The 25706-nt window shown below is 72.2% G+C and carries 22 protein-coding genes; 13 read left to right on the top strand and 9 right to left on the bottom strand.

From position 1 onward, the window contains the following. Positions 1-23 precede the first annotated feature (23 nt). Positions 24-1472 carry a condensation domain-containing protein gene (locus ABZ321_RS44950; RefSeq protein ID WP_354902085.1) on the top strand — a complete coding sequence of 483 codons (1449 nt, stop codon included), beginning with the start codon at positions 24-26 and terminating at the stop codon, positions 1470-1472. On the opposite strand, the gene ABZ321_RS44945 is transcribed toward ABZ321_RS44950, so the two are convergent. Further along, the gene (locus tag ABZ321_RS44945; RefSeq protein WP_344502375.1) at positions 1451-2230 is read right to left on the bottom strand and encodes a methyltransferase domain-containing protein; all 780 of its coding nucleotides are present in this window, start codon (positions 2228-2230) and stop codon (positions 1451-1453) included. The two genes, ABZ321_RS44950 and ABZ321_RS44945, sit on opposite strands and share 22 nt — an antisense overlap. Before the next feature lie 101 nt (positions 2231-2331). Here ABZ321_RS44945 and ABZ321_RS44940 point away from each other — a divergent pair, with 101 nt between their 5' ends. Next, positions 2332-3078 (top strand): MBL fold metallo-hydrolase, encoded by a 747-nt coding sequence (locus ABZ321_RS44940; RefSeq protein ID WP_354902082.1) that lies wholly within the window; start codon positions 2332-2334, stop codon positions 3076-3078. Then, a complete protein-coding gene (locus ABZ321_RS44935) occupies positions 3075-3665 on the top strand; it encodes a VTT domain-containing protein (protein WP_354902080.1) in 591 nt (196 codons plus the stop codon). Before ABZ321_RS44940 ends, ABZ321_RS44935 begins: the two co-directional genes overlap by 4 nt. A 342-nt stretch (positions 3666-4007) precedes the next feature. On the opposite strand, the gene ABZ321_RS44930 is transcribed toward ABZ321_RS44935, so the two are convergent. Continuing rightward, positions 4008-6272, bottom strand: coding sequence for an alkaline phosphatase family protein (locus ABZ321_RS44930; protein ID WP_354902077.1), 2265 nt, complete (start codon positions 6270-6272; stop codon positions 4008-4010). Positions 6273-6733: 461 nt separating this feature from the next. Between ABZ321_RS44930 and ABZ321_RS44925 the strand changes: the two genes are divergently transcribed. From ABZ321_RS44925 to ABZ321_RS44915, 3 genes are all read left to right on the top strand, one after another. Then, positions 6734-8278, top strand: a complete 1545-nt coding sequence (locus ABZ321_RS44925; RefSeq protein ID WP_344502379.1) for a CYTH and CHAD domain-containing protein — start codon at positions 6734-6736, stop codon at positions 8276-8278. Positions 8279-8431: 153 nt separating this feature from the next. Further along, positions 8432-9475: a DNA topoisomerase IB gene (locus ABZ321_RS44920; protein WP_354902074.1), complete on the top strand. Its 1044-nt coding sequence runs from the start codon at positions 8432-8434 to the stop codon at positions 9473-9475. A 12-nt stretch (positions 9476-9487) separates the two neighbouring features. Next, complete coding sequence (locus tag ABZ321_RS44915; RefSeq protein ID WP_354902072.1) at positions 9488-10888, top strand: FAD-binding oxidoreductase; 1401 nt, start codon at positions 9488-9490, stop codon at positions 10886-10888. Here ABZ321_RS44915 and ABZ321_RS44910 read toward each other — a convergent pair. Next, positions 10875-12215, bottom strand: a complete 1341-nt coding sequence (locus tag ABZ321_RS44910) for a condensation domain-containing protein (RefSeq protein WP_354902070.1) — start codon at positions 12213-12215, stop codon at positions 10875-10877. The genes ABZ321_RS44915 and ABZ321_RS44910 overlap by 14 nt on opposite strands. 3 nt (positions 12216-12218) lie before the next feature. Next, positions 12219-13511, bottom strand: a complete 1293-nt coding sequence (locus ABZ321_RS44905) for a condensation domain-containing protein (protein ID WP_354902068.1) — start codon at positions 13509-13511, stop codon at positions 12219-12221. A gap of 992 nt (positions 13512-14503) precedes the next feature. On the opposite strand from ABZ321_RS44905, the gene ABZ321_RS44900 reads away from it, so the two are divergent. After that, positions 14504-15760: a condensation domain-containing protein gene (locus ABZ321_RS44900; protein ID WP_344502385.1), complete on the top strand. Its 1257-nt coding sequence runs from the start codon at positions 14504-14506 to the stop codon at positions 15758-15760. A 57-nt stretch (positions 15761-15817) separates the two neighbouring features. Here the strand turns inward: ABZ321_RS44900 and ABZ321_RS44895 are convergent, their stop codons facing one another. The 5 genes from ABZ321_RS44895 to ABZ321_RS44875 are packed head-to-tail and all read right to left on the bottom strand — an operon-like array spanning position 15818 to position 19921. Next, positions 15818-16771 carry an ATP-binding cassette domain-containing protein gene (locus ABZ321_RS44895; RefSeq protein ID WP_344502387.1) on the bottom strand — a complete coding sequence of 318 codons (954 nt, stop codon included), beginning with the start codon at positions 16769-16771 and terminating at the stop codon, positions 15818-15820. A gap of 12 nt (positions 16772-16783) precedes the next feature. After that, positions 16784-17548, bottom strand: a complete 765-nt coding sequence (locus ABZ321_RS44890; protein ID WP_344502388.1) for an ABC transporter permease — start codon at positions 17546-17548, stop codon at positions 16784-16786. Positions 17549-17562: 14 nt separating this feature from the next. Then, a complete protein-coding gene (locus tag ABZ321_RS44885) occupies positions 17563-18756 on the bottom strand; it encodes a glycosyltransferase (protein WP_354902065.1) in 1194 nt (397 codons plus the stop codon). Beyond that, entirely contained in the window at positions 18753-19007 is a 255-nt protein-coding gene (locus tag ABZ321_RS44880) for an acyl carrier protein (protein WP_344502390.1), read from the bottom strand. The genes ABZ321_RS44885 and ABZ321_RS44880 overlap by 4 nt, the downstream gene beginning before the upstream one ends. A gap of 5 nt (positions 19008-19012) precedes the next feature. Continuing rightward, positions 19013-19921: a methyltransferase domain-containing protein gene (locus ABZ321_RS44875; protein WP_344502391.1), complete on the bottom strand. Its 909-nt coding sequence runs from the start codon at positions 19919-19921 to the stop codon at positions 19013-19015. A gap of 702 nt (positions 19922-20623) precedes the next feature. Between ABZ321_RS44875 and ABZ321_RS44870 the strand changes: the two genes are divergently transcribed. From ABZ321_RS44870 to ABZ321_RS44845, 6 genes are all read left to right on the top strand, one after another. Beyond that, a complete protein-coding gene (locus ABZ321_RS44870; protein WP_344502392.1) occupies positions 20624-22153 on the top strand; it encodes a fatty acid--CoA ligase family protein in 1530 nt (509 codons plus the stop codon). Then, complete coding sequence (locus tag ABZ321_RS44865; protein WP_344502394.1) at positions 22150-22428, top strand: acyl carrier protein; 279 nt, start codon at positions 22150-22152, stop codon at positions 22426-22428. Before ABZ321_RS44870 ends, ABZ321_RS44865 begins: the two co-directional genes overlap by 4 nt. 38 nt (positions 22429-22466) lie before the next feature. Beyond that, entirely contained in the window at positions 22467-22670 is a 204-nt protein-coding gene (locus ABZ321_RS44860; protein ID WP_344502797.1) for a phosphopantetheine-binding protein, read from the top strand. A gap of 8 nt (positions 22671-22678) precedes the next feature. Further along, complete coding sequence (locus ABZ321_RS44855) at positions 22679-23839, top strand: beta-ketoacyl synthase N-terminal-like domain-containing protein (RefSeq protein ID WP_354902062.1); 1161 nt, start codon at positions 22679-22681, stop codon at positions 23837-23839. Positions 23840-23925: 86 nt separating this feature from the next. Then, the gene (locus tag ABZ321_RS44850) at positions 23926-24438 is read left to right on the top strand and encodes a beta-ketoacyl synthase N-terminal-like domain-containing protein (RefSeq protein WP_344502798.1); all 513 of its coding nucleotides are present in this window, start codon (positions 23926-23928) and stop codon (positions 24436-24438) included. Further along, positions 24435-25685, top strand: a complete 1251-nt coding sequence (locus ABZ321_RS44845; protein ID WP_354902060.1) for a beta-ketoacyl-[acyl-carrier-protein] synthase family protein — start codon at positions 24435-24437, stop codon at positions 25683-25685. Before ABZ321_RS44850 ends, ABZ321_RS44845 begins: the two co-directional genes overlap by 4 nt. Positions 25686-25706 lie beyond the last annotated feature (21 nt).

Here is a 25706-nt window from a genome sequence, read left to right as displayed (position 1 = left end):
GTCAATCTTGATTGGGGGCGGTCGTGGTTTCCTACATCCAGGTCTCCTTCGAGGGTGCCGGTGCCGGCACCGGCGGGCTCGCCTGGGGGCAGCAGCAGGTATGGCGGGCGATCGTCGAGGTCGGCGCCTCCATGAGCATGGGCGGTGCCGTGCCGGTCACCGACGGCCGCACCGTCGAGGACATCGCCGCCGAGCTGCGGTTCCTCATGAGCCGCTACGCGGCGCTGCGCTCCCGGCTGGTCTTCACCGAGCCGTGGCACGCCACCTCGGTCGACGCCTGCCACCTGGTCCAGCAGGAGATCGCGGCGGAGGGCACGGCGGCGCTGGAGGTGCACGACGCCGGACCGGACGAGGACCCCGCCGAGATCGCCGGCGCGCTGTTCGCCGAGTGGAAGGCCCGCAACTTCGACTACGCGCACGAGTGGCCGATCCGGGAGGCCGTGGTGCGCCAGGACGGCGCCGTCACGCACGTGGTCGTGCAGATCAGCCACCTCGTCGCCGACGGCAGCGCGCTCGGGACGATGATCCGTTCACTGTTCTCGCGGGAGTCGCCGTACACGGCGATGCAGCCCCTCGACCTCGTCGCGGCGCAGCGCTCGTCGTCCCGGACGACCGACACCGCGATGCGCTACTGGGAGGCGGCCCTGCGCCAGCTCCCGCCGAGGCGCCTACCGGCCGCCGTGGACCGTGGGGAGCCCCGGTGGCGGCAGGTCGTGTGGCGTTCGACCGCGCTGCTGCTGGCCTCGCAGCGGGCCGCCGCGCTGCTCGGCACCGACACCGGCTCGGTGCTGCTGGCCGCCTACGCGGTGGCGTGCAACGAGGTCACCGGCCAGCGCGCGCCGTTCGCCACGCAGGTCATCGTCAGCAACCGCTTCCGGCCCGGGCTGGCCGACGTCATCAGCCCGCTCGCCCAGAACGGGCTCGCGGTGCTCGACGTCGCCGGCCTGGCCCCGCGCGAGGTGGTGGACCAGGCCCGGCGCGCCTTCCTCAACGCGTCGAAACACGCCTACTACGACCCCGCCGCCCGGCTGGCCCTCTTCGACCGGCTCGGCGGCGTCGACCTCGCGGTCTTCTACAACGACCGGCGGGTCGGCATCCTCGAGGCACAAGGCCCCCTGGCCGAGGTGCCGGCCGCGGCGGACGTCGAGGCGGCGCGGCCGCTCACCGCGCTGGTGTCGGAGCGGCCGCTGCCGTTCTTCAACGAGCAGCTGATGGTGAACGTCGACGACGTCGTGGACACGGTGCAGCTCACCGTCGAGGTCGACACCCACCACCTGGCGATGGCGGACCTGCACAGGCTCCTGCTGGCGATGGAGGCCTTCGCCGTCGCCGCCGCGCTGGACCAGGCCGGCGCGCCGGATGAGACGGCGGCACTGGATCAGGCGGCGGTGCTCGGTCAGGCCGGCACGCTCGGTCAGGCCGGCACGCTCGGTCAGGCGGCGGCGCTCGATCAGGCGGTGGCCTCGACGTAGATGCTCTCGTCGTTGCGCAGGACCTGGTCGAGGTCGGCGACGTCCTGGCGGGCGCCCTCGCGGTAGGCACGCACCGCGATGCCCTCCGGGTCGAAGCCGGCCGTGGTCAGCACGTACTGGAGCTCTTCGAGGTCGTAGATCCAGCGGTGCCCGTACACGTAGAACAGCTGGTTGAACATGAACGCGCCGCGCGGCGGCATCTTCGGCGCGACCCCGGTCAGCGCCCGGTCGACCCGGCGGCGGTGCTTGCCGAAGAAGCCGTCGCCGTTGACGTAGCTCTGCGCGTAGATCTTCAGGTCGGGCGTGGTGATCCGGACGAACCCGCCCGGCTTGAGCACCCGCTTGACCTCCTTCAGCCACGCGATGCCGACCTTCATCGACACGTGCTCGATGAGGTGCTCCGCGTACACCCAGTCCACGGCGTCGTCGACGATGGGCAGCGGCTGGGAGATGTCCATCTCCGCGAAGTACGCCGAGCCGTCGACCCGGTAGATGTTCCCCCGCTCGGAGGTGAGCTCCGGGCTGCTGACCGCCACCAGGTCGGTGCCGAGCGCCTGCGGGTGGTCCGTCTTGAACGCGGCGAACTCGATGCCGGTGATGCCCAGCTGCTCCAGCTGCTCCCGGGTGATGAGGTCCGTTTTGAGCAGCAGCTCCAGCTTCTCGCACTTGCCGAGGTCAGCGGTGAACGAGTCGACCACCGCCTCGATCCCCTGCGGGTCTTCCCAGTCCCAGGCTAAGGCCGCTGCATCGGTTGACATCGTCTCGTGGTCCCTCCACAGAAAAGTTGATTGATCTAAACATGTCGTGCTGTGGCCTACAAGCAGCGGAGCGTGACACCCCGTCGGGCAAGATTGGCACCATGAACATCACCTGGTGGGGGCATGCGACGGTGGCGGTGGCCGACCGCGGCACCACGATCCTGACCGACCCGGTGCTGCGCAACCGGCTGGCACACCTGCAGCGCCGACGCGGCCCCCGGCCCGTCCTCGACACGGCGCCGGACGCGGTCGTCATCTCCCACCTGCACGGCGACCACTGCGACCTGCCGTCCCTGCGCATGCTGCCGCGCTCCACGCGCATCGTTGCCCCGCGCGGCGCCGGCGCCTTCCTGCGCTCCCGCCTGCGGCGGGAGATCCTTGAGATCGCCGACGGCGAGTCCGTCGAGGTCGGCTCCCTGCGCGTCCGCGCGGTGCCGGCCGCGCACGACGGCCGCCGTAACCCTTCGTCCCGCATCCGGGCGGCCGCCCTCGGCTACGTCTTCGAAGGCACCCGCACCGCCTGGTTCGGCGGCGACACCGGGCTGTTCGACGACATGAAGTCCTTCGGTCCGCTGGATCTGGCGCTGGTACCGGTGTGGGGCTGGGGCTGGACCCTCGGCGCCGGCCACCTCGACCCGGCGGGCGCGGCCGAGGCGATGCGCATCATCAAACCGGCGCAGGCCGTCCCGATCCACTGGGGCACCCTCTGGCCCGTCGGCTGCGGCCGCGTCCGCCCCGACCGCTTCCACCGCCCCGGCGACGAGTTCGCCGCGCTGACCGCCACCGTCGCCCCGAAGACCGACGTGCACGTCCTGGCCCCCGGCGAGTCCCTCACGGTGACCGCGTGACCACCTTCGGGGCCCTGCTCGCGGCCCTCGCCGGCCTCTTCGCGGTCGTCGCCGCCGGCTCGACGGTCCCGATCCTGCCGACGGGCGCCGCCGTCAGCGCGACCGCCGTCGTCGCCGCGCACCGTAGCCCCCTGGCGGTGCTGCTCGTCGTCTGCGCGGGGGCCGCCGGCGCCTACTGCGGCGACGCCGGCACCTACGCCATCTGCCGCGCCGGCGGCGAGGCACTGACCCGCCGGCTGCGCATCCTGCGCCAGCCGCTGCACCTCGCCGAAACCGTCAAGCGGCGGCTCACCGAAAGCCCGGTGAGCGCGCTCCTCGTCTCCCGCCTGGTCCCCGGCGGCCGCATCCCGGTCCTGCTCACCGCCGCCATCGTCGGCCTCTCCTGGCGCCGCTTCGCCACGGCGAACGTGGCCGCCTGCGCCCTGTGGTCCGCCACGTACGCCGCGATCGGCCTCCTCGGCCGCAGCGTCTTCCCGCAACCCTGGCAGGGCGTGGTGGCCGCCCTGGTCATCGCCCTCGGCGCCACCCAGCTGGCCAGCTGGCTCCGCCACCGCCGCGACCGCCACCAGAGGCGCCTTGACGCCTGAGCGAAGGCGGTAGACTACGGACAGCAAGAAGTCGAAGATCGATTTCTATCGGTGGGGTAAGGTGCAGCAAGCGGCCCGGCACCACCGCCGACCTCCACCACGAACCAGCCCCGCCCATCCCGACCTGCCGTTCAGCGGACCGACCCGAGCGCAACCAGCGGCGCCCCACGACCCGCGCGCGCGATGACCTGCGCGCGATGGAGCCTACGGCCCGCATGCGCGATGGAGCTCACGGCCTGCGCGCGGTGCAGCGCCCAGCGCGCGATGCAGGCAAGCCCGACGAGGCGACGCATGCGGGCCGGAGTCTTGTCGAGCCCGGAAGCCCCGCCCAGCCGCGGCCCTTCAGTCCAAGATCTCGGCCGCGTGTAACGAGCGGCCGGTGCCGCGGGGCTCGGGAAGCGGGTGCCCGCCGTCGGCGGCGTGAGTCGCAGCCTTGTTGTCCGCGGCCTCGTTGGCAGGGGCTCCGGTAGCGGCCTCGTTGGCAGGGCCGGTGGTAGCGGCCTTGTTGTCCGCGACCTCGTTGGCAGGGCCGGCGGTCGCAGCCTTGTTGTCCGCGACCTCGTTGGCGGGGGCGGCCGTAGCGGCGGCGTGAGTGGAGGCGTCGGGAGCGGGGGTTGTGCGCAGGCCGAGGTCGGTGAGCCACTGGACCAGCTGGCGGTGGACTGCGGCGGGGCCGGTCGGGGTGGGGGCGGGGGTGGACCAGCCGGCCGGGTGGACGAGGACGGCCTCCGTCTGCCAGCCGCCGATGCCGCCGTGGGAGCCGACGAGCTCCTCGAAGGCGGCGACCTCGTCGGTGCCGGGGTCGACGCGGCTGATCAGGACCAGGTCGCCGACGTTGGTCATGGCCTGGTGGGTGAGGAGGTCGCGGGCGGCGTGGGGGCCGTACGGCAGGAGGGGGTCGGTGCCGTCGACGTGGCCGTCGCGGAGGCGGTGGCGGCCGGCGGGGCCGAAGGCGACCGGGCCGTCGACCGCTGACAGGCCGACGACGAGGCCGATGCCGGGGTGCTCGGCGAGGCCCTGGATGAGGGCGGGGCGGGCCACGCCGATGTCCTCGACGGTGGCGCGGCCGGGGTGTTCGGTGAGGTAGAGCATGGCCAGGTTGCCGGAGGCGACGGTGACGACCGGCGCGGGCGGTGGTGGAGGGATCGTGCGGTCGGGCTTGCCGGCGACGGCGAGCAGCAGGTTGTGCGCGCGGGCGCGCTCGTCGTCGTTCGGGTCCGGGGTGGAGGCGGCCACGTGGCCGGCGATGGAGGCGACGACCTGTTCGAGGGTCTGGCCGTACCGCTGGGAGAAGGTCGCGCCCTGGCTCTGGCCGTGGTCGGAGAGGACGACGATCTCGTAGCGGCGGCCGGCGACCTGGGCGAGGCGGTGCAGGGTGCCCAGGACCCGGTCGAGGCCTTCCAGGGTCTGCATCGCTTCGGGGCGCAGCGGGCCGGCGTGGTGGGCGACCTCGTCGTAGTCGACGAAGTCGCAGAAGATGGCGGGGGCGCCGCGGGTCATCTGCTCGGCGATGAGGGAGACGTTGAGGTCGCGGAGCAGGACGTTCGTGACGGCCCTGAGCGCCACGTAGGCGCCCGTGCGCGGCACACGGGGGTAGACGTTGCGGAAACGCTGCCGGCGGGCCTGCTGGATCTCCTTGAGCATCTCGCCGACGGACAGGACGATCGCGCGGGCGAAGCCGTACGGGCTGGCGACGAACGCCAGGTAGCCGCGGGCGGTGCGGCCCGGCAGGCCCGCGTTGCTGAAGGTGAGCAGGCTGGTCGGGGCGTCGCCGGAGAAGACGTTGCTGATGCTGGCGCCGCCGTCGGCGAGCAGACCGCGGCCGGTCGAGATGCGGGCCTCGACGTCCGCGGCGTCCTTGGGGCGGTTGGTGACGACCAGCCGTCCGGTGGCTTTCTCGTACCAGCGGAACGCCGGCACCTCGGATTCGCTGCCGTGCAGGATGCCGGCCTGGCTCGCCGGGGTCGTCGCGGGCAGGCCGGTGTGCCAGGGGACGAGGGCGTGGGTGCCGGTGCGCAGCCACTTGCCGAGGTTGGGCAGGTTGCCGGCCTTCACGGCCCACGACAGCAGGGGCGCGGACAGGCCGTCGAGCTGCACGAACAGCACCCCGGGCTCGGTGGCGCGGTGGTCCTGGTTGCGCCGCACCATCTGGCGCAGCGTCTGGCCGAGGAACACGTCGTCGCTGCCGGCGTCGGCGAGCCAGTTCACGAGGGCGGTGAGGACGGCGGCGGTCCAGCTGGCGACCCACGCGTCGATGACGCTGCCGACGGAGACGCCCTCGGCGACCTGCAACGCGGTGAACATCACCGCGGTCTGCAGCAGCACCCCGACGAGCAGGACGCCGAGCCCGCCGACGACGACGGCGACGCCGAAGAGCACGAGCCGCATGAGGGTGCCGATGAGAGCGAGCAGCACGGCGAGCTCCACCAGCGCCCAGGGGCCGCCGGTCGCGGTGACGCCGGGCAGCAGCCAGAACGTGACGGCGAGGACGACGACGGAGGTCACGCCGCTGCGCAGCAGCGACTTGCCCCACGCGACGGTGAGCCGCCAGTCGCGCAGCATCCGCCCGGCGAAACGGACCCGCTGCCCGATCACGGACGACGTCACAACGCGCACCAGCCAGCTCACTCGACCTAGGTTACGTCCCGTCGATTGCGCGGAATTCGCAACGAAACACCTCAGGCCGGGTAGGCTCATGCCGGCGGGTGAAGGCCGGGTGACCTGCGCCACCACGTACCTGACCCACGACACACCCGCGCCCACACCGCACCGACCCGGGCCCACAACGCACTGTCGCCCCCACACCGGGTGACGGTGCGAGGGCGACACAGAGCGGGCGAGTTACTTCTTCTTGCCCTTCTTGTCCTTCTTCTTGTCCTTCTTCGACTTCTTCGCCATGGGTGCACTCCTCTCCGTGGGAAGCGCGTCCGCGGACCGGAGTGGCCCGAAAACCTTGCGCTGCCAACACCGTAGCGGCCAAACCTGCGAACCGACAGGGTCTGCGCCATCTTTTCTTGGCTTCCTGTTTACGTTTTCGCCACACGGAGTTCTGTCGATAGGCTTGGAACATGGCCGAAAAGCTTGAGGTGGAACGGAAGTACGAGCTGCCCGACGACTTCGCGATGCCCTCGATGATCGGAATCGCTGATGTGGCCACGGTTACAGCTCCCGATGACCAACGTCTGGACGCGACCTACTACGACACCGCGGGGCTGCGCCTCACTTCCAGCAAGGTGACGCTGCGCCGCCGCAGTGGTGGTAACGACGCCGGCTGGCACCTCAAACGGCCGTCCGGCGGGGAGCGCAGCGAGCTGCAGGTGCCCGCGACGGCCAAGCAGCGCACGCCTCCGGCCGAGGTCGCGGCGCAGATCCGGGCGCTGACGAGGGGCGAGCCGCTGCGCCCGGTCGCGCGCATCCGCACGCACCGCGTCGAGCAGGGCCTGCGGACCGCGGACGGCACCACGATCGCGCTCGTCGCCGACGACACCGTCGCCACCGAGTCGCTCGTCGGTGCCGGGGTCGCGCAGCGCTGGCGGGAGCTTGAGGTCGAGCTGGTCGACGGCTCACCCGAGGACCTCGCCCGCATCGACGAGGCGCTGCGCGCGGCCGGCGCCCGCCCGTCGGCGTCGCCGTCGAAGCTGTCCCGCGCGCTCGGCCCCGACCACCCGGCGCCCGCCACCGGGTCCCGCGTGAAGAGCGCCGGACGGCGCGCGGTCGTCGACTACGTCCGCGCCCAGCGCGACGCCGTCGTCGCCCTCGACCCGGAGGCCCGCGCCGGCGACGCCGAAGCAGTGCACAAGATGCGGGTCGCGACGCGGCGGCTGCGCTCGACGCTGCGCACGTTCGCGCCGCTGATGGACGCCTCGGAGGGCGACCTGGACCGGCTGCACGACGAGATCAAGTGGCTGACCGGGCTGCTCGGCGAGGTCCGCGACAGTGACGTCATGGCGCAGCGCCTCGCCGAGCTGCTCGCCGCCGAGCCGCCGGAGCTGGTCGTCGGGCCGGTGGCGGCGCGGATCGCCCAGCTGCTCGCGGCCCGGACCGCGCAGGCACGCCGGCGGCTGATCGCCGGGCTGGACAGCCAGCGGTACATCACCCTCCTCAACGACCTGGACGCGCTGGTCGCGGCCGTCGGCGGCCCCGGCAGGGTCGCGAAGCGGGAGCTGCGGCACCTCGCGCGCCGGGCGGTCCGCCGCGCCGACCGCCGCCTGACCGCCGCCGTGAACACGCCCGAGACCACCGCCGGGGCCGTGGGCGGCACCGCACCCCCGCCGGGGCGCCTCCGCGACGAACGGCTGCACGAGGCGCGGAAGGCGTACAAGCGCGCCCGGTACGCCGCCGAGCTCGCCACCCCCGTCGCCGGCAAGCCCGCGGCGAAGCTGGCCGACCGGCTCACCGACCTGCAGGACGTGCTCGGCGCCCACCAGGACGCCAACGTGACCGCCGACCTCCTCCGCGAGTACGGCATGCACGCCTTCGGCGAGCGGGAGAACGCGTTCACGTACGGGCTGCTGCACGCCCGTCAGGCCGAGCACGGCCGGATCGCCCTCGCCCAGCTCCCCCGCGCCCGCCGCCGAGCCACCCGCCGGAAGGTGCGCGACTGGCTCTCGTAACAGCGACCAGCACTCGCAGCAGCAGCGACCGACACGAACCGCAGCGGCCGGCAGCGAGCGGCGGCCGGCAGCGAGCGGCGGCCGGCAGCGAGCGGCGGCCGGCAGCGAGCGGCGGCCGGCAGCGAGCGGCAAAGTGGGGAACGAGGGTGAGGCATGCGGCTGCGGCGCACCACACCCGGCAAGGGCGGCTACCGGAGGAAGGGCCGGGGCCGCGGCTTCACCTACCACCGCGCCGACGGCATGGCCCTGACCGACCCGGCGGAGCTGGCCAGGATCAGGGCCCTCGCGGTCCCGCCGGCCTGGAAGGACGTCTGGGTCAGCGACGACCCCCGCGGCCACCTCCAGGCCGTCGGCACCGACGCGGCAGGCCGCCGCCAGTACCGCTACCACGACGTGTGGCGCGCCAAGCGCGACGCGGCGAAGTTCGACCACGTCCTCGAGGTCGGCGCGCGCCTGCCGGCGATCCGTGACCGGGTCGCCGCGGACCTGCGCGGGCGGGGGCTCGGCCGGGAGAAGGTGCTCGCCGCCGCGGTGCGGCTGCTGGACGTCGGCCGCTTCCGGATCGGCGGGGAGGCGTACGCGGCCGGCGAGGCTGGCACGTTCGGGCTGGCGACCCTGCTGCGCGAGCACGTCGCGCTGCCCCGCGGCGCGGTCCGGTTCCGCTACCCGGCGAAGGGCGGCATCGAACGGTCCGTCGACGTCGCCGACGCGGACGTCCGGGCCGTCGTCAAGAAGCTCATGGAGCGCGAGTGCGAGTGCGAGTGCGAGCGCGAGTGCGAGCGCGAGCGCGAGCGCGAGCGCGAGCGCGAACGCGAGCCGGACGACGGCGGGCTGCTGGCCTACCGCGACGGGCGGCGATGGGTCGGCGTGCGCAGCGGCGACATCAACGACTACCTGCGCGACATCGGCAGGACCGAGATCTCGGCGAAGGACTTCCGGACCTGGCACGGCACGGTCCTCGCGGCGCGGCTGCTCGCGCGGGAGCCGAAGGTCACCGGGCGGGCCGTGCCGAGGGTGATGCGGGAGGTGTCGGAGTTCCTCGGCAACACACCGGCCGTCACCAGGGCGTCCTATGTGGACCCGCGGGTCGTGGACCTGTACGGCGACGGCATCACGATCCCGGGGCGGGCGGCGGGCGACCAGGCACTCGGCGAGGTGGCCGTCCTGCGGCTGCTTGCCGACGAATCGGGTCGATGACAAGATCTGCGGGTGCGTCTCGATCTTGCGCGACTTCGCGACAGCTTCCACGGCACCCTGGTGACCCCCTACGACCACGGCTACGAGGCCGCGCGGGTCCTGTTCAACACCCGTGTGCGGACCCGACCGGCGCTGATCGCGCAGTGCGCGGACGCCGGCGACGTCGCCGCGGCGATCGCGTTCGCCCGGGAGCACGGGCTGCCCCTGGCCGTCCGCGGCGGCGGGCACCACGCCACGGGGCTGTCGCTGGTCGAGGGCGGTGTCGTCGTCGACGTCGGCGGCCTGCGGTCGGTCAGCCTCGACGCGGAGGCGCGCACGGTGACGGTCGGCCCCGGCGTGGGCTGGCGCGACATCGACAAGGTCACCTACGTCGAGCACTCGTTCACCGGCGACGACGGCCTCGAGTACGGGCTCGCCGGGCCCGGCGGCGAGTGCCCGACCGTCAGCAACGCCGGCTACAGCCTCGGCGGCGGCTACGGCCCGCTCGGCCGCACGTACGGGCTGGGCTGCGACCACATCGTCGCCGCGGAGGTCGTCGACGCGTCCGGGACGGTCCTGCGGGTCACCGAGGACGAGCACCCGGACCTGTTCTGGGCCCTGCGGGGCGCCGGCGGCGCGGGCTTCGGGGTGGTGACGTCGCTGACGTACCGGCTGAACCCGCTGCCGAAGACGGTCGTCGGCGGTGTCGTGGCGTGGCCGGTCGACCGGGCCGAGGAAGTGTTCCGCGCCTACCGCGACCTGTACGCCGAACGCAACGACGACCGGCTCGCGTTCTGCCTGCTGCTGACCACCGAGCCGTACCCGGACGGTGAGCAGGTCGTCGTCATGTACGGCCTGTATGTCGGGCCGCCCGCGGAGGCGGCGGAGGCGCTCAAGCCGATCGAGGCGCTCGGCGAGCCGCTGTTCAGCTCCATCGGCGAGACCTCGTACTTCGACCTCATGCAGGGCATGGGCGAGGAGATCGTGTACGGGCTGCAGTCGAAGTGGTCCGGCGGCTACTTCACCGCCGACGGGTTCGACGAGCCCGCGTTCGCGACGATCCTCGACAACTTCCGGCGGGTGCCGTCGGGCTACTCGATGGTCCGCTTCGACCTGCTCGGCGGCGGCGAGATCGGCCGGGTCACCCCGGACGCGACCGCGTTCGTGCACCGGGCACCGCTGCACTACATCTCCGTCATCTCGCACTGGCAGCTCGACGAGGACACCGACCGCGCCGTGGCGTGGATCGACGGGTTCGTCGAGGAGCTGTCGCCGCACCTGACCGGCGAGGTGTACCAGAACTACGCCAGCCGGGACCTGACCGACTGGGCCGGCGCCTACTACGGTGCGAACTACCCGCGCCTGCAGCAGGTGAAGCTGCGCTACGACCCCGAGGACGTGTTCTCGACGCCGCAGTCGATCAAGCTGCCGTGACGGGTGGCGGGTTGAGCGCCGCGCCGACGGCGGCGGCCTCGATGCCGCGGGCGCAGGCCTCGACCTGCGCCGGGGAGAGCCGGTGCGTGTCGGCCCAGATCGCGAGGCCGATCGCGTCCTGCTCCTCTTCGTCTACCTGCAGGTCGACCTGCAGGTAGAAGGTGCCGTCGTAGGTCGGCAGCCGGCGGTCCCAGCGCAGCGTGGTGCGCGGCAGCGCGGCCCGGATCCGCTCGGCCGTCGGGGGGACCTCCGGCACCGCGCCGGCCGGGCCGCGGCGGTCGTTGACGAAGCACGAGACGTCGACCGGCTCGCCGCGGGCGGTGGCGATCCGGTCGAGCATCGCCCGGTGCTCGGCGGGGTCGAAGTAGCCGTGCAGGTAGGCGCTCGTCGCGGACCGCCACACCCGCCGCGCCACCGTGTCCAGGTCGCCGCCGGTCTCGATGACGCAGATGCCGGGCTGGGTGAGGTGGCAGACGGCGTCGGCGAAGCCGGGGCGGAAGCGGTTGCTGACGAGCACCTGTGCGACGCTCGGCGTGCGGCCGGTGACCTCCGCCAGGGCGACGCCGTAGGCGGCGAGCAGGACGTGTCCCGTTTCGACGCCGGTACGGCACGCGACGACCTGCAGCGCCAGGTGCAGCGCCGGTGAGTGGCAGACCAGCTCCCAGAAGCGGGGCGTGCGCGGGTCGTTGGACCAGCCGAAGCGTTCCGCCGGCAGGTCCCGCAGCGACGCCTCCCAGTGCCGCAGGGACTTCGCGCTGTGCCGGCGCTCGGCGGGCAGCGCCTGGCGGTGCGCGAGCTCGAGCGCGCGCACCCCGGTGACGGGCTCGTCCAGGTTCGGCAGGTCGCGGACCAGGGCGTCGATGCCGAACCCGTCGACGGCGAGGTGGGAGTACTGCACGACGAGGTGGCTCGGCACGCCGCCGGTCGTCACCACACCCCACCGGACGGGGAACTCGCGCGCGAGGTCGAACGGGGTGAACTCGTACCGGCTGCGCAACGCCTCGGCCGTCGCCTCCGCGTCATCGGGTGGCGATGCGACGACCTCCAGGTCGACCGTGCCCGATGCGCGGACGGTCTGCCGCGGCTCGTCGCCGTCGAGGTCGAACAGGGTGCGCAGCGCCTGGTGACGGCCGACGAGGCGGCCCAGGGTGGCGGCGAGCCCGTCCACGGTGGTGTCCGGGGCGAGGGCGACGGTGCCGCCGATGTTCAACGTCCGGCCGGTGCGCCGCATCGTCTGCCAGATCTCCTGCTGGCCCCAGGTCAGTGGCCCGGTGCCGGCGCCGGCGCCGTGGAAGGCGACGGCGGTCCGCGATGTGGCGACGTGCATCGGCTACTCCTGAGGCTCGTCCCGAGACTCGTCCTGTCGCTCGTCCTGACGCTCCTCCTCGAGCGCGGCGGCGACCACCAGTTCCTCGATCCCCCGCAGAATCGCCACCAGATCGTCCGGCGCCACCCGCCGGGTGTCAACGCGCAGGCCGATGTCGACCGTGTCGGGCACGGGATTGATCAGGAAGAACACCGTCGCCGCGGGATCGTCGTTGTTCGAGCCCCACCGCAGTCGGCTTCTGGACAGCGCCTCGTTGATGTCTTGCGGGCTCGCCTGCGGCAGGACCTCGGCGACGGCCATGGTCCGCCGCCGGTCGTTGAAGTAGGACTGCAGGTCGAGGGCCTCGCCGCGCTCCTGCCCCACCCGAGCGATCATGTCCCACAGGTCGCGGGGGTCGTAGTAGGCGTGCATGCCGGCGGTCAGCTGCGCCTTCCAGACGCGGGCGACGAGATCGTCGAAACTTACATCCGCGGTGTCCACGACGCACAGGGCGCTCTGCGCCAGGCCGGCGACGGACTCCTTGAAGCCGGGCCGGAAGCGGTTGCTCACCAGCATCCGCACCACGGTGGTCGGGTCGCCCGACACCCGCGCCAGCATGAGGATGTACGCGGCGAGCAGGATCGTGCTGCTGTGCGCCTTGGTCCGCTCGGCGATGCGGCCCAGCGCGAGGTAGGCGGCGGGCGAGGAGTAGCTGGCCTCCCAGTACCGCGGCGACGGCGGCTCCTCGACCGCCGGGAAGCGCTGGGCCGCGATCTCGCGCAGCTGCTTCTCCCAGTGCCGCAGCGACGCGGTGTGCTGCCGCCGGGCCGAGCCCGCCCGCTGCTGGCGGGCCAGGTCTGCGGGCTGGACGCCGGCGACCGGGACGAGGTGCTCGCCGGTGGCCCGGTCCAGGTTCGGCAGGTCGTTGATGATGGCCTCGATGCCGTAGGCGTCGATCGCCATGTGGGAGTACAGCGCGACGAACCACGCCGGGGTCCCGTCGCGGCACACGACCCCGACGCGCACCGGCCAGTCCTCGGCGTTGTCGAACGGCGCGTCGCGGTACGCGGCGTCGAGGGCCTCGGCGACGTCGGCCGGGTCGTCCTGCCCCGCGTCGACGATCTCCATGAACAGCTCGCCGGTGTCTGCCAGCACCTGCCGGGGCAGGCCGTCCTCGCCGATGTGGTACCGGGTGCGCAGGGATTGATGCCGGCTCATGAGGAACGCGATCTCCATGACGATCTGATCGATCGTCTGGCCGTCGAGCAACGGCATCGTGCCGCCGGCCCAGTCGACCCGGCCACCGCCGAGCTCCATGGATCGCCATGCAGCCCATTGACCCCAGGTCAATTCCTCGACACCCGATCCTGCACCCTCGAAGTGCACGGGAATCCGCTGCGCCGTTGCAGTCTCCGCCATGATCTCTCGCCTCGCGATCGTCGATGTACGCGCAGGCCACATCGGCCCCTGACTGCGTGGCGGCCGGCCGGCGACGCCTGCGCCGTGCCGACCGGCCGCCACAACAGGATTAGAGCCGAGCGTTCCGGAGCTGGGCACTGTTGCCACGCAGCTGAGCAGCCTTCATTTCGCACCTCCCTCGCCAGGTCACTGGAGAGTGCTCGAAAGGGACCACCTGCACGTTGTCAGGATCCCGACCTGTTCGGACCCGCACGATCCCGCGGGCCCACCCTGCAAGCACTGCTTCGAAGCCTATCGGCTGTCTTCTACCTGACGAAAGAGGAGAATATTGATCTCATCCAATCAATGCCTGAAGGTCCGAATTTTAACGATCGTTATGTCCGATTTTCGCGGAAGCGCCCGGGAGATACGAAACGCATTGAAAATTTCCAAAGCGGTAACGTGAACGGTTGACACGATCCACAGTCGGGGTGATGCTTCTGGCGGTCATAGACTTCGGTCGTTCAAAATGACCGCAGGCACTTCCGCTGATTCGTCGTGAAGGCGACGGAGGTGGTGTGCTCTGCCATTCCATATCGCACTGTGATGTGCCAAACGATATGAGGAGGTGAACTTCATGCGCGTTGTCTCCAGCCGCGTCGTCTCCAGCCGCGTCGTCTCCAGCCGGGTTGTCTCCAGCCGGGTCGTCTCCAGCCGCGTCGTGTCGGGTGGCTGATCCAGCCCTCCGCATCAGATGACACAGCACCACAGCACCGAATGAGGAAAGGGAGCCCGCGCCGGTCAGGGCGGGACGGCACCCGACGGGCATGGGCGCCGCCCCGGCCCCACCGGGCGGGCTCCCCCCACGAAAGCGATCGACCACCGCAACGAGCACCATCTGGAGGCACATCGTGTCCGGCGACGAGACGTTCCCAGCAACCGTCGGGCAGCTGTCCGTCTGGCGCGACATCGAGCGGTTCCCACCCGACCGGCTGTGGGAGGCCAACCTGTCCTTCGTCTGGGACCTGCCCGAGGGCGACTGGACGCAGGAGCAGGTCTGGGCCGCGCTCGGCGCGGTCGCCATGCGCCACGCCTCGATGCGCACCACCTACGTCGTCGACCCCGAGGGCTTCCCCCGGCAGCGGATCGCCGCGCACACCGCCGAGGAGGTCCTCGCGCAGGTCAGGCAGGGCACCGCCGACGTCGCCGAGCGCGAGGAGAAGGACGCCGCGGAGATCCGCCGCGCCATCGACGCGCTCTCCGAGCTGCCCTGGCGGGCGTGGATCCTCCTGGAGGGGGACGCGCCGCGGCAGGTGCTGGTCGTGGTCAACCACATGGCCGCCGACGGCGTCGCCTCGGTCGTGCTGCGCGAGGACTTCGAGACCATCCTCGGCGGCACCGACCTGCCGGCGGCGCCCGGCCCCCTCGAGCTGGCCCTCAACCAGACCGGCGAGGGCAGCGGCCGGCTGCGCAACGCCGAGCGGTACTGGCGGCGCACCCTCGCCGCGGCGCCCCGGCGGCACGAGACCGGCGAGCTCGACCCCGTCGGCGCGGTGCTGCAGACCGGCATCCCGATGCCGCAGGCGCACGAGGCGATGGCGAAGTTCGAGGTCACCCTCGCCAGCCTGATCCTCGCCGCGTACTACCGCGGCATCCAGGCCGCGACCGGCGAGCAGGAGGTGCTGCTCTTCCCGATGTCGGCCAACCGCTTCGACGAGCAGCACGCCAGGGTCGTGACCAGCCTCAACCAGTGGGCGCCGCTGCTGCTGGACCTCGACGCGGCCGAGCCGTTCACCGAGATCCTGCCGAAGGTGCACTGGAAGGCGTTCAACGCGCTGAAGAACGGCGTCTGCTCACCGGACGCGATCTGGCAGATCCGCGACGAGCACGCCAAGCTCGACCCGCCGGCGGACCGCGGGTTCTACTACAACCCGATGCTCGCCCCGCCCGGCTTCCCGTCCGACGACCACCTCGTCGCGCCGAAGATCGACTTCTTCGACCACGGCCGCACCACCGGGCCCGGCTTCTACCTCATCGTGCGGGGCCTGACCTCGCTCAACCTGATGTTCCGGGTGAACCGGTCCGGCTTCGACCGCGACTCGGTGAACACCGTGATGACCACCATGCAGGACTGCTTCGCGCAGACGCTCGGCGGCGACCGGTTCTGAGAACGCCGAAAAGGGGGCGCGACCTGAAGGTCGCGCCCCCTTCTCGTGCCCGGCGGATCAGTCGCGCAGCGACCGTCCGGTCTTGGTGAGGAAGACGTCGTCGAGGGTCGGCCGGTGCAGCTCGATCGTCTCGAGCTTGATGCCGGCGCCCTCCAGGGTCCGCATGATCTGCGGGATCGCCGAGTCGCCGGACTCGACGTTGAGCCGCAGCTCGTTGTCCTCGCGGACCTCGACACCGTTGGCGAACGGCTGCTTGCCGAGCAGCTCACCGGCCCGCTCGGCCTCGTCACCGACGACCACGGTCACGACGTCGCCGGAGATCTCCCGCTTCAGGTCCGCGGGGGTACCCTCGGCGACGATCTCGCCGTGGTCGATGATCGCGATGCGGTCGCACAGCGCGTCGGCCTCGTCGAGGTAGTGCGTGGTGATGAAGACCGTCATGCCCTCGGCCCGCAGCCGGCGGATCTCGTCCCACATGTGCGCGCGGCTCTGCGGGTCGAGGCCCGACGTGGGCTCGTCCAGGAACAGCACCTGCGGCTGGTGGATGATGCCCATAGCGATGTCGACGCGGCGGCGCTGGCCACCGGAGTAGGTCTTGCACTTGCGGTCGGCGAACTCGGTGAGCTCGAACGCGGCCAGGGCCGCCTCCGCGCGCTTCTCCGCCTCGGCCTTGCTGATGCCGTACATGCGGGCCTGGAGCACGATCTCCTCGCGGCCGCTGACGTCGTCGGTGGTGCCGCCGCCCTGGGCCACGAAGCCGATGACGCGCCGCACGGCCTCGGGCTCGGCGCGCAGGTTCGCCCCGGCGATCGTCGCCTCGCCGTCGTCGGGGGAGATCAGGGTCGCGAGCATCCGCAGCGTGGTGGTCTTGCCGGCGCCGTTCGGGCCGAGGAAGCCGAAGATCTCGCCCTGCGCGACGTCCAGGTCGATGCCCTTGACCGCCTCGACGCTGCTCGCCTTCTTGCCCCGGCCGGACTTGTAGACCTTCTTCAACCCTTTGATCTTGATCATGAGAGTGCTCCCTTACCGGACCGAGCGCGAGAATGTGCGGGCCGACCAGATCACGGCGATCACCATGAGGCCGGCGGTGATGGCGATGCTCTGCCAGATGGCCGGGTCGCTGGTGTGCCCGATGAACAGCGCCCGCAGCCCCTTGGCGGCCCAGTTGAACGGGTTGAAGTCGGCGACCGTGCGCAGCCACAGCGGCGCGAGCGCGAGGGGCAGCAGGGTGCCGGACAGCAGCATCAGCGGCTGGGCGATGTTGTTGACGACCTGGCCGAGCACGCTGGGGTTGGCGACGCGGATCGCGATGCCGTAGGAGATCGACGCCGACGACAGCGCGCACAGGGCGAGGATCGCGTAGCCGAGCAGCAGGCTGCCGATGTTGACGAACACACCGAACGGCAGGGACAGGATCGTGATGATCATCGACTGGACGATGACGGTGACGACGTCGCGCAGCGACCGGCCCAGCAGCAGCGCGACCCGGCTGACCGTGGTCACCCGGGACCGCTCGATGACGCCGTTGGCGAGATCGCCGAGCAGCCCGAAGCCGACGTACAGGCCACCGGCCAGGGCCAGGGCGATCAGCATGCCGGGCACGTAGATCTTGTACGCGTCGCTCATCGAGTTGGCGCCGACCGACGCGAGCGCCGGCTTGAGCAGCGGCGCGAACAGGATCAGGTAGACCGCCGGCTGGGCCACGCCGAGGACGACCCACAACGGCGAACGGAGCATCAGCAGCATGTGCCGCTGGAAGATCAACCAGGTGTCACGCAGGAGTTTCACGCGCTTGCTCGCTTTCAGACGTGGTGCTTGAGGGGGAGGAGCCCGGAGCTGCCGGGAGGGCGTAACAACTGGATCAGGGCCGTCGCAGCGGCCTCGGCGCCACCGCCGGCGAGCAGGCGCTTGCCCGTCACCCGCGCCGCCTCGGCGTAGCGGGGGTCGTCGAGCAGGTCGAGCAGCGCGGCGCGCAGCGCTTCGGGCCGGGCGTGGTCGATGGAGACCCGCAGCCCGGCGCCGGCCCGCGCCACCGCCGAGGCCATGAGCGCCTGGTCGCCCTTGATCGGGGCGACGAGCAGCGGCACGCCGTGCACGAGGGACTCGTTGACGGTGTTGGCGCCGCCGTGACTGACCACCGCGTGCAGGTGCGGCAGCAGGTCCAGCACCGGCACGGGCCGGCGTACCAGCACGTGGTCCGGCTCACCGGTGATGGTGCCCTGCGGGGCCACGACGACCGCCTGCAGCCGCTCGCCGAGCGGCTCGATCGCGGCCAGGATGCGCGGGTAGAAGTGCGCGGCCTGGTCCATGTTGAGCGTGCCCATGGTGACCAGCACGTGCTGGCGGTCCGGGTCGAGCCAGTCGAACGGGAAGTCCGGGTCGGGCGCGCGCTCCGCGAGGGACGGGCCGACGGTGACGGTGTTCGGCGGCAGCTGCGACGGGTCGTCGAGGAGGTCCTCGCCGAGGAAGCTGATCAGCAGGTCCGGGGAGAACCGCAGGTCCCACGGCGGGTCGCCGTCGTGGCCGGCGACGGTCCACGCCTCCCGCATCCGCTCCTGGATCCACGCCTCGACCTGCGGCAGCCCGCGGGCGAACGGCCTGGTCAGCTCCATCGCGCTGGACGCGACGGTGGCCCATGGCAGGCCGAAGCGGTGCGCGACGATCGGCCCGGCGATCGCGTGCTGGTCGACGACCAGCAGGTCCGGACGGAACGCCTCGACGGCCGCCTCGACGCCTTTGCGGGTGTACTTGGTGTGCGGCAGGATGTAGCCCTCCCACCGCGAGCGGGTCGCGTCGAGGCCGCGCTCGGCCTGGCCGCGGTGGGCCCGCAACGGGATCGGGTGGATCACCGCGTCGGGCCCGGCGAGGGGCCGCAGGAACGACTCCGACCCCGCCCACAGCACCTCGTGCCCCCGGCTGAGCAGCACCTTCGCCACCGCGACCATCGGGTTCACATGGCCGGTCAGCGGCAGGCTCAGGAACAGGAACCGGCTCATGCGGCAGTCAGCTCCGCGAGGTCCGCGACGGTGAGGTCGATGAGCTGTTGCAGGTCGAGGCCGCCGATGTACGAGGGGAGGTCCACGCCGTACACGTCGCGCATCCGCGCACCGAGCTCAACGATCTCCAGGCTGTCGATGAACAGGTCCGTGTCCACGCGGGTGGACGGGGTCACGCCGGCCGCCCAGTCCTCGTCCTCGCCGGTCACCTGGCGCAGCAGTTCGACGATCTCCTGGTGGGACGCGGCCACGACGATCAGTCCTCTGCCGCGGGCCTCGTGGCGCGCACGGCGCCGTAGGTCACCGCGCCGGTCTCGAAGCCCTTGAGCATCAGCGGGCCGGCGTAGAAGAAGCCGAGCACGTCGACGCCCCGGTCCCGGGCCAGGTCACGCATCATCGACCGGCCGTTGTCGAGCTCCTTGACCTGGGCGAACCCGGGCTCCCAGGAGTTGGCGACGTTGGCGCTCCAGTCGACGATCGCGATGTCGGCGAACCCGGCCGCGGCGGCCAGCCGCTCGTGCTCCTCAAGGGAGGAGAAGCTGGGCATGACCTGGTGGCGCAGGATCTGGTCGACGACCCGCGTTTCCTCGGCGGTGAGCTCGCCGTCGCGGACCGACCAGGTGGCGATCGCGACGAGGCCGCCGGGCTTCAGCACCCGCCGGACCTCGGCGAAGAACGCCTCCCGGTCAGCGATGTGCATGAGGCTCTCGACGGCCCAGACCACGTCGAACGACGCGTCCGGATAGTCGTTGGCCATGAAGTCGCACTGGCGGAAGTTGGTCCGCTCGCCGAGGCCCAGCTCCGCGGCCTTCTCGTTGGCGCGGGCGGCCTGCGCGGCGCTGAGGGTGACCCCCTCGACGGTGCAGCCCAGGGGCCCGGCCAGGTGCATCGCCGGCCCGCCGATGCCGCAGCCGACGTCCAGGACGCGGGCGCCGGCCGGGATGCCGGCGAAGTCGACCAGCTCCCGCACCAGGCGGTCGGTCGCGGTGTGCCGGTCGTCGTCGTTGCCGGGGCGCTCGCCGATGTCCCAGAAGCCGTGGTGCACGTGCTGGCCCCACAGGTCCTCGTACAGGTCCAGGGTGGTGTCGTAATACCGCTCGACGGCGGCGTTCAGCCCGGGCCCGGCCGGTGCGGACGGGTATGCGGAACTGGCATTTGCTTTCACAGTCGCAAATCTCCGAATGGGATCACCAGCTATGGGGCGTTCCTGGATAGGCACGCACGGAGCCCGGCCATTGTATGGGCGGCGCGCCGACGGTTGTCAATGCACGTTACATCGTCCGGGACGGGCCGTGGCCTGGCCTGTCGGAGATCGCGCAGGAGGAGCCTCATCATGCCGCCATACATGGGGAATCGGTATATCGGCCCGACCAGACGTGGACGCGGGTCAATCGTGGCGTTTACGCACCGTAGCGCACTGCAATGGGCGGGAGGCGAGTGTTCTCAGGTTAGATACCGGTTGTATCCGGTGCGCTGCCAGTTGCGCGTAATGCCCTTTTTGGCACCGGCTGGGTGTCCCCCGAACCCAGATTGACCTGGGAGTTCCGTAAACGCGTCCATGACCTGCCCGAATGAAGAACGTATCGAAGCAAACGATTCTTAGTGGACGTAGGCGTGGCAGAACGGACAAACAGCGGCACAGTCGGGTTGTGCACTCTTGTAAAACGGCTTTGATTGCGTAAGGTCTATGGCTAGTCGGGGTGACTATTTCCTGCGCATTGTGTCCGGGCGTGATTCGTGCCGGTGACCGCAGGCCTGCTCCCGGCTCTCGCCAGTGTGTTCAATCGGGGGCTGCACACGCTGATCGCCGGCCAACGCGGGCCGACCGGTCGGCGGCGCGGCCGCGCGCGGAGAAAGGGGTTCGCCGGTGACCGACGCCGTGCTCGAAACCCAGCCCGCCCCGCTCGACCCGTCGTGGGTCGACGAGGTGCTGCTGGCCGGCCCCGCCGACCAGGTCGCGTTGGTCTTCGACACCCCCGTCACCCGCGCGGACCTGCGCGCGCTGGTCGCCGCCAAGCAGTCCGTGCTCGCCGCCGCCGGCCTCGGCGCCGGCGGGTCCGTCGCGCTGTCCCTCGCCCCGTCGCTCGCGTTCGTCACGAACCTCCTCGCCGCCTGGCGTCTCGGCGCCCGGGCCGCCCTGCTGGACCACCGGCTCACCCCGTACGAGACGGACAACGCCCTGCAGCGGCTGGCACCGCAGGTCGTCGTCAGCGCCAAGCACGTCACCGGCGGCCCGCTGCGCGGCTTCGTCGAGATCGAGGAGCGGGTCGCCACCTACCCCGGGCGGCCCGCCGACACCACGCACGCGCTCATCCAGCTCAGCTCCGGCTCGACCGGCCCGTCGAAGGTCATCGCCCGCACCGCGGCGAACCTCGTCGAGGAGATCGAACGTTATGTGAAGATCGGCGCGGGGGTGCCGCAGGGCGGCGAGCGGATCGTCTCGCTCGCGTCCATGGTGCACGTGCTCGGTCTGGTCGGCGGCCTGCTCTACGGCCTGCACGCCGGCGCTCAGCTCGTGGTGCCGGCGCGGATGACCGCCGACGGCATCCTGTCCGCCGTCGCCGCCGGGCCCGAGCCCACCACCCTGCTCGGCGTCCCCTTCCACATCGAGCTGCTCTCCTCGGTGCAGACACCGCCCAGGCTCCCCCAGCTGACCGGCATGACCACCGGCGGGGAACTGGTCCGTGCCGAGGTCTACGCCGGCTTCGTCGACCGCTACGACATCCGGCTCGGCAACATGTACGGCATGACCGAGGTCGGGGTCATCGCCACCGACCTGTTCGGCGAGCACCGCCCTTCCCTCACCCCCGCACCCGGTCTCACCGTCCGTGAAGAGGCCGGCGAGCTGCTCGTGTCGCTGCCCGCGTCGCCGTACCTCGGCCTCGTCGACCCCGCCCGCTGGGCCGACGGCTGGCTGCACACCAAGGACGCCGGCAGCGTCGACGAGGCCACCGGCAGGCTGCGCATCCACGGCCGGCGCGACTCCCAGGTCTCCGTCGGCGGCCTCAAGGTCGACCTGACCGAGGTCGAGCACACGCTTGCCGCGCTGCCCGGCGTCGCCAGCGCCGTCGTGACCCACGACAAGGCGATCGAGGCGTACGTGATGCTGCGCGACGGCGTCACCGCGGCGCAGGTCCAGGACCGGCTCGCCGAGCGCCTCGCCGGCTTCAAGCGCCCGCGCGTGCTGAAGGTCGTGGAGCAGCTGCCCCGGACCGCCACCGGCAAGCTCGTCCGGGACCGTGCCGCGCTGCTGGCCGCCTCGGCCCCGGCGGCGGCCGCCGCACCGGGCTCGACCGCGGGCGCCATCCCGGCGCAGCGGGTGGGAACAGACGTGACCGATGGCGCGACCGACCCGGTCGCGCCGGCACCTGTCAAGGAAGGGAACCACGCACGATGAGCGAGACGACCGACCAGGAGATCCGCCAGTTCCTGCTGGACTCGTTGACCGAGATGAACTACAGCGTCGAGGACATCGACGACGACACCGCGCTCGGCCCGGCCGGCGCCGACCTCGAGTCGCTGTCGCTCGCCGAGCTCGCCGTCCGCGTCGAGGACCGCTTCGGCGTGCGCTTCGACGACGACGAGGCGGAGAAGCTGGCCGGGATGACCGTCGGCGAGTTCATCGCCGCCGTCGCCGAGCGCCGGTCCGCCGCTGCCACGGCGGGCAGCTGAGCGTGGCCGCTGCACCAACCCGCGACGACGTCGTGGCGATGCTCGCCACGTACGGCGACCGGTCGCCCGCTGACGTCGCCGAGGGGATCGACTCCCTGGAGCTCGCCTGGCTCGTCCACCAGCTCGAACAGCACTACGGCGTGCCGCTCGACCTCGATGACGACGCCCTCGCCCGCATGTCGACGGTGAGCGGGACGCTCGAGGTCCTCCAGGAACTGAAGGTCGAGACGGGTTCACGATGACCGCCACCATGACCGTTCGGCGCGGTCCGGGTGAGGTGGTGCTGACCGGTGCGGCCGTGCTCAGCGCGTTCGGCCGGGGCATGACCGCCCTGGCCGACGGCCTGGACGCCGGCACGCCGGCGTTCCAGCCGGTCGACCGCTTCGACGTGACGGGACGGCGGGTCGGGGTGGCCGCGGCCATGCCCGGCTCCCCCGTCCTCACCGACGAGCTGGTGCGCGTCGTCGACGAGGCCTGTGACGAGGCCAAGCTCAGCACGGCCGAGCGGGCGGGCGCACCGCTCTTCCTCGCCCTGCACGGCGATCCGGCCCTCGCCAGGGTGGCCGAGGCCGACCGCCGCCGGCACAGCAGCACCGCGTTCACCGCCGCGCTCGCCGGCGGCACCGGGCTCGCCGGGGACCTGCCGCTGGGAGCGGGGATCCGGGCGTACACCTCGGCGTGCGTCGCGGCGAGCACGGCGGTCGCGGACGCGGCGGCGGCGATCGCCCGCGGCGAGCTCGACCGCATCGTGGTGGCCGGTGGGTACCTCGTGGACGCCGATCAGTTCTCCCTCTTCGACGCGGGCCGTGCACTGTCCACTGACGGACAGGTCCGCCCGTTCAGCGACGGACGCCGGGGCCTGCTGCTCGGCGACGGTGCCGGCGCGGTCGTCGTGGAGTCCGCCGCGGCGGCCCGCGAGCGTGGCGTGCCGGCGCTCGCCCGCCTCGCCGGCTGGGGACGGGCCGGCGACGCGTACCACCCGTGCCAGCCGCACCCTGAGGGCCACGGGCTCGCCCGTGCGATCACCGCCGCGCTGCAGCGGGCCGGGATCGGCGCGGGGGACCTCGGCTACGTCAACGCGCACGGCTCGGGCACCGCGCAGAGCGACGCCGCGGAGGCCACGGCGCTGCGCACCGCGCTCGGCGAGCACGCCGCGACCGTGCCGGTCTCCTCGACGAAGTCGCTGCACGGCCAAGCCCTGGAGGCCTCCGGGGTCCTCGAGCTGATCGTCACCCTGCACGCGCTGCGCACCGGCCGGCTGCCGGTCAACGCGGGGTTCCTCGCCGCCGACGAGCACTGCCCGCTGAACCTGGTCCTCGACGGGTTCACCGCGGCGACCCCGTCCTACGCCCTGTCGCTGAACGCCGCGTTCGGCGGCGCCAACACCGCGCTCCTGGTCGGATCGGCATGAGCGAACTGATCCTGGACCCGACGGAGCACGAGCAGGGACTCGGCACGGCGGAGCTGTTCGTCGAGGAGATCCCGCCGCTGACCGCCCTGGCCACCCGAGCCGGGCTGGACGTCGTCGCCGCCGCCGACTGGCCGGAGCCGGGCGACGAGGAGCTGCCGAAGCTCGCCGGGTTCGTCCACTCGTCGTTCAACCCGCTGGTCGCCGCCACCGCGGGCCGCTGCCTGCAGCGCCGCGCGGAGAGCGCTCCACCGGCGGTGACGGCGATCGTGCTCGTCACCTCGACCGGCGACGCGGCCAGTGCGGCCCACGTCGCGGGCGCGGTCGACGCCGGCGGCCGGATCGGGCCGCTGTTCTTCTTCCAGTCGGTGCCCAACGCCGTCGCCGGGCACGTCGCCGCGAAGTGGGGCCTGACCGGCCCGGTCGTGTGCGTCGACAGCACCGACGCCGGGCTGGACGTGGCCCGGCTGCTGCTCGCCGACGGCGACGCCGGCGAGGTCCTCGTCGTCCTCCTCGAACAGGCCACCGTGCCCGAGGCCATCACCGGAACCAGCCACGACACCGCGTCCGCGGTCGTCGTGGTCGAAAGGGGTACAGCATGAGCAGATCCGTTGCGGTGACCGGGATCGGGCTCGTCACCCCCGTCGGGCGCACGGGCGCCGAGGTCTTCGACGCGATGTGCGAGGGCCGGTCCGGGCTCGTGCGGCCCCCCGCCGACCATCCCCTCGCCGGGTCCGCCGACGTCGCCGCGTTCTCGCCGCCGATCGACCCGACATCGGTCCTGCCGGCGCCGGAGACCCGCGTCGTCGACCGGTACATCATCATGGCGATGGCCGCCGCCGAGCAGGCCCTCGCGGACGCCGGCATCGAGGTGGGGCGCGACGTCGACCCGTTCCGGATCGCCATCATCCTGTCCGGCACCGGCGGCCTGGCGACCCTCGACGCGCAGGCGGTGCTGCGCTCGCAGAAGGGCCGCCTCGGCGTCAGCCCCTACCTGCTGCCCGGGATGCTGCCGAACATGGGCGCGGCCCGGGTCGCGATGCGCCACGGCATCCAGGGATACAGCTCATCCATCGGCACCGCGTGCGCCGCCGGCGCCCAGTCGATCGGCGAGGCGGTGCGGCTGCTGCGCTCCGGCGAGGCCGACGTCGTCGTCGCCGGCTGCAGCGAGGCGCCGCTCTTCCCGACCCTCGCCGACACGTTCGGCAACGCCCGGGCGCTCGCCCGGGGCTGGGACGACCCGACCGCCGCGAGCCGCCCGTTCGACCGGCGGCGCAACGGGCTCGTCCTCGGCGAGGGCGCCGGGGTCTTCGTCGTCGAACGCGCCGAGCACGCCGAGGCGCGCCGGGCCCGCCGGTACGCCGACATCGTCGGCTGGGGCGCCACCAACGACGCGCACCACCCCACCACCCCGCGCCCCGACGGGTCGGCCGCCGCCGCCTGCATGAGCCGGGCCGTCGCCGACGCCGGGATCTCACCCGGGGACGTCGGCTACGTCAACGCGCACGGCACCAGCACCAAGCTCGGCGACGTGGCCGAGTCGACCGCGATCCGCGCGGTCTTCGGTGCCGATGCCCCGCCGGTCAGCTCGACGAAGGGCGTGACCGGCCACATGCTCGGCGCCTCCGGGGTGGTGGAGGCCGCGGTGTCGGTCCACGCCATGCTCCGCGGGCTGCTCCCGCCGACGCACAACCTGGACGAGCCGGATCCCGCCTGCGACCTGGACCACCTCCGCGAACCCCGCCCCGCGCAGGTGACCCATGTCCTGTCCAACTCCTTCGGCTTCGGTGGCCACAACGTGAGCCTCATCTTCGGCCGGCCGGAGTCCGCCTGGACACGCACGGCGTGACGCCAGCGCGTCACAGACCCC

Origin of the sequence: Dactylosporangium sp. NPDC006015 (assembly GCF_040614215.1) — a bacterium.
In the GTDB taxonomy this organism is placed as follows: Bacteria; Actinomycetota; Actinomycetes; order Mycobacteriales; family Micromonosporaceae; genus Dactylosporangium; species Dactylosporangium maewongense.
Note: the sequence above shows the minus strand (reverse complement) of the source record. Positions and strands in the feature narration are given on the sequence as shown.

Bases quoted from the DNA above. Each gene is read 5' to 3' on its own strand.
- ABZ321_RS44945 (WP_344502375.1), bottom strand. From the start codon at position 2,230: ATGTCAACCGATGCAGCGGCCTTAGCCTGGGACTGGGAAGACCCGCAG.
- ABZ321_RS44940 (WP_354902082.1), top strand. From the start codon at position 2,332: ATGAACATCACCTGGTGGGGGCATGCGACGGTGGCGGTGGCCGACCGC.
- ABZ321_RS44925 (WP_344502379.1), top strand. From the start codon at position 6,734: ATGGCCGAAAAGCTTGAGGTGGAACGGAAGTACGAGCTGCCCGACGAC.
- ABZ321_RS44920 (WP_354902074.1), top strand. From the start codon at position 8,432: ATGCGGCTGCGGCGCACCACACCCGGCAAGGGCGGCTACCGGAGGAAG.
- ABZ321_RS44910 (WP_354902070.1), bottom strand. From the start codon at position 12,215: ATGCACGTCGCCACATCGCGGACCGCCGTCGCCTTCCACGGCGCCGGC.
- ABZ321_RS44905 (WP_354902068.1), bottom strand. From the start codon at position 13,511: ATGGAGCTCGGCGGTGGCCGGGTCGACTGGGCCGGCGGCACGATGCCG.
- ABZ321_RS44895 (WP_344502387.1), bottom strand. From the start codon at position 16,771: ATGATCAAGATCAAAGGGTTGAAGAAGGTCTACAAGTCCGGCCGGGGC.
- ABZ321_RS44885 (WP_354902065.1), bottom strand. From the start codon at position 18,756: ATGAGCCGGTTCCTGTTCCTGAGCCTGCCGCTGACCGGCCATGTGAAC.
- ABZ321_RS44865 (WP_344502394.1), top strand. From the start codon at position 22,150: ATGAGCGAGACGACCGACCAGGAGATCCGCCAGTTCCTGCTGGACTCG.
- ABZ321_RS44860 (WP_344502797.1), top strand. From the start codon at position 22,467: ATGCTCGCCACGTACGGCGACCGGTCGCCCGCTGACGTCGCCGAGGGG.
- ABZ321_RS44855 (WP_354902062.1), top strand. From the start codon at position 22,679: ATGACCGTTCGGCGCGGTCCGGGTGAGGTGGTGCTGACCGGTGCGGCC.
- ABZ321_RS44845 (WP_354902060.1), top strand. From the start codon at position 24,435: ATGAGCAGATCCGTTGCGGTGACCGGGATCGGGCTCGTCACCCCCGTC.